Consider the following 3,379-nt stretch of genomic DNA (forward strand, 5'->3'; position numbering starts at 1 on the left):
ATGATTTTTATTTCTGTTTTATCCGCATTCTGTTAAGAGTAATAGGATGGGTAATGCTTCGCTTCTTGTTGGTTTTTTTGGTATTGATCGTGTTTTAAATTTAATCGAATGTTTGCAGTTTTAAATGACAGTGATGACAAACATAGATAGATATCAGTAACCAAAAAACTCAATCTTACAGGTAATGCAGGGCTGATAGCTAAGTTAATTAAATGGACTAAATGGATACGCTGTTCTACAACTTTAGTGTATAGAAGGTGTGCCCATAAAATTATACTGCGCTGGTAAGCTCTTATTTTTAGGGAGTTTGGTATGATTACTGAACATCTAGTAGACATGTCACGCTTGCAGTTTGCGGTGACAGCGCTTTACCATTTTCTGTTTATCCCACTTACGTTAGGCATGGTTTGGCTTCTAGTCATTATGGAGGCTGTCTATGTCACTACGGGGTTGCAGATATGGAAGGATATGACGCGTTATTGGGGCAAGTTATTTGGTATTAACTTTGCGCTTGGTGTCACCACAGGCATCACTATGGAATTTCAGTTCGGCACCAATTGGTCGTACTACTCACAGTATGTCGGTGATATTTTTGGTGCGCCGCTTGCTATTGAAGGTTTGATGGCATTTTTCCTTGAGTCCACAATGGTGGGGTTGTTTTTCTTTGGTTGGGACAGACTGTCTCGCTTTCAACATTTAGTTGTTACTGTCTTGATGGCAGTTGGAACCAACCTTTCAGCATTATGGATTTTGATTGCCAATGGCTGGATGCAAAGTCCTGTCGGTGCAGAGTTCAACTATCAGACCATGCGTATGGAGATGGTTGATGTTGCTGCTATTGTCTTTAATCCAGATGCACAGAACAAGTTCGTGCATACAGTATCGGCTGGTTATGTGGTCGGTTCCTTATTTGTGCTGTCCATTTCAGCCTTATATTTACTGCGAAAACGTGACGTTGAATTTGCCAAGCGCAGCTTTCAAGTAGCAGCGGCTTTTGGTCTTGCCTCTATCTGTAGTGTCATTGTACTGGGTGATGAGTCGGGCTATTCTGTGGGTCAGGCACAGCAAACCAAATTGGCGACCATGGAGGCTATGTGGCACACCGAGCCTGCACCCGCGCCGTTCAACTTGATCGCTAGTATCAACCAAGAAGAAGAAAAAAATAACTGGGAAGTGCAGATTCCTTATGCGATGGGTCTTATTGGCACGCGGTCTTTTGATACCCAAATTCCTGGTATTCATGATATTAAAGAGTTGAATCGTGAACGAATTATCACAGGTATTACGGCAGTAGGTCTGCTAGAGCAGTTGCGTGAAACGCCAGAAGATATGGCATTGAGAGATGAGTTTGAGAAAGTTAAAGATGATCTAGGCTTTGGACTCTTGCTCAAGAAATATACAGACGATGTTTCGCAAGCCACACCAGAAATGGTTCAAAAAGCCGCAGATGATACCATTCCTAAGGTAGCACCAATGTTTTGGTCTTTCCGTATCATGGTAGGGCTTGGCTTCTTAATGTTGGCTCTGTTCTCTGTTAGCTTGTGGTTTACCTTTAAAGGCACTTTTGCCGAAAAGACATGGTTGCTCAAATGGGCGGTGGTGATGTTGCCAGCGCCTTGGATAGCCGCCGAGCTTGGTTGGTTTGTCGCTGAGTATGGTCGCCAGCCTTGGACTATTTATGGTGTATTACCAACTTACGTGTCGACGTCAAATATCGGTGTGGCAAATGTTTATTGGTCACTTGCTGGGTTTGTTGGCTTTTATACTGTATTGCTGATCATTGAGATGTATTTGATGATTAAATATGTGAAGTTAGGACCAGCAAGTTTGGGTACGGGACGTTATGATGGCGAAAAACCTCGCGACGTAACGCCGACTGCAGCGGATCAGGAGGTGAATCATGTTGTTTGATTATGAAACCTTAAAAATAATGTGGTGGCTTATCGTTGGTGTTTTGCTGATTGGCTTTGCCATCATGGATGGTCATGACATGGGGGTTTGTACCCTGTTGCCATTCATTGGTAAAAACGATGAAGAACGTCGTTTGGTTATCAATACGATTGGGCCGCATTGGGAAGGCAACCAAGTCTGGTTTATTACTGCAGGTGGTGCATTATTTGCTGCATGGCCGATGGTTTATGCGACGGCGTTCAGTGGCTTTTATTGGGCTATGATTGCTGTTTTGTGGGCGCTATTTTTTCGGCCAGTTGGGTTTAAATATCGTAGCATGGTTAAAGACCAAAGATGGCGTAATGCCTGGGACTGGGGGCTGTTTGTAGGCTCATTTGTACCTGCAGTGGTCTTCGGTGTCGCTTTTGGTAATCTTTTCTTGGGTGTGCCATTTAGCTTTGATAATACCTTACGATCGACTTATACAGGCAATTTTTGGCAGCTATTGAGCCCGTTTGCTATTCTTTGTGGTTTGGTCAGTGCCACGATGCTAATTATGCAAGGTGGTACCTACTTATCCCATCGTACTGAAGGCGTTATTCAGACACGTGCCATTCGTTATACCATGCTTTCTGCTATAGCGATGGCAGTGCTGTTCGTTGGTGCTGGATTTTGGGTACAAACGCTTGATGGTTATGTTATTACCTCAACGATTGATCCTGCGGGCTTGCCGAATGTGCTTGGTAAAGACGTGGCTGTGCAGTCCGGTGGCTGGATGTCTAACTTTGCTACTTATCCTATAGCATGGGCGTTTCCAGCACTGGGTGTTTTGATGGCGCTCGTGACGGTATTGCTATTAAAAATGGGTAAAACACTGACTGCATTTGTCAGTTCGAGTATCGCAGTGTTGGGCGTCATCATGACGGCGGGTGTTGCACTATTCCCATTTGTCATGCCGTCATCTACTTTCCCAAATTCAAGCTTGACCATCTGGGATAGTGTTTCTAGTCATTTGACGCTAATGATCATGCTCTATGCCGTGGTTATTTTTGTACCACTGATTGTGGTCTATACCAGTTGGGCGTATAGCGTCATGCGCGGTAAAGTTACTGCTGCATACATTCGTGAAAATGATCATACGCTTTATTAAAAGCGCTACTAATTTGGGGAGAACGACATGTGGTATTTTGCATGGATATTGGGATTAGGGTTTGCTGTATTGTTGGCCATTGTGAATGCTATTTGGTTAGAGCATGAACAAGGTCGCTTAGAGGCATTTTCTCCCAAGAATAAGCAGTCAGAAACACCTGATCCTGAACAGCAGTCTGAGTAAATCTCAGATAAATAGTGGCAAACCATTTTGCTGATAAAGCCTGATGAATGGTTACTGCTTTCGACAATACAGTTTTATCTATTAGATACAAAGTGAGCTCAGATGAGCTCACTTTTTTTGTTAAGATATATGGATTAAAATCTTAAACGACATTTT

3 protein-coding genes are annotated in these 3,379 nt (G+C 43.2%); all 3 read left to right on the forward strand.

Annotated features, from left to right (window positions below; all coding sequences use genetic code 11):
* The first annotated feature begins 312 nt into the window (after positions 1–312).
* Genes L0J61_RS10140 through cydX form a run of 3 tightly spaced genes read left to right on the forward strand, consistent with a single transcriptional unit; the run spans position 313 to position 3,223 of the window.
* Positions 313–1,911 (forward strand): cytochrome ubiquinol oxidase subunit I, encoded by a 1,599-nt coding sequence (locus L0J61_RS10140; protein ID WP_301466325.1) that lies wholly within the window; start codon positions 313–315, stop codon positions 1,909–1,911.
* Positions 1,904–3,040: a cytochrome d ubiquinol oxidase subunit II gene (cydB, locus tag L0J61_RS10145; RefSeq protein ID WP_301466327.1), complete on the forward strand. Its 1,137-nt coding sequence runs from the start codon at positions 1,904–1,906 to the stop codon at positions 3,038–3,040. Before L0J61_RS10140 ends, cydB begins: the two co-directional genes overlap by 8 nt.
* Positions 3,041–3,067: 27 nt before the next feature.
* Entirely contained in the window at positions 3,068–3,223 is a 156-nt protein-coding gene (cydX, locus tag L0J61_RS10150; RefSeq protein WP_301466326.1) for a cytochrome bd-I oxidase subunit CydX, read from the forward strand.
* The last annotated feature ends 156 nt before the right edge of the window (positions 3,224–3,379 follow it).

This window comes from Psychrobacter sp., from assembly GCF_030457785.1.
GTDB lineage: Bacteria > Pseudomonadota > Gammaproteobacteria > Pseudomonadales > Moraxellaceae > Psychrobacter.

Coding starts and splice junctions, on each gene's coding strand:
- L0J61_RS10140 (WP_301466325.1), top strand. CDS start 313: ATGATTACTGAACATCTAGTAGACATGTCACGCTTGCAGTTTGCGGTG.
- cydX (WP_301466326.1), top strand. CDS start 3,068: ATGTGGTATTTTGCATGGATATTGGGATTAGGGTTTGCTGTATTGTTG.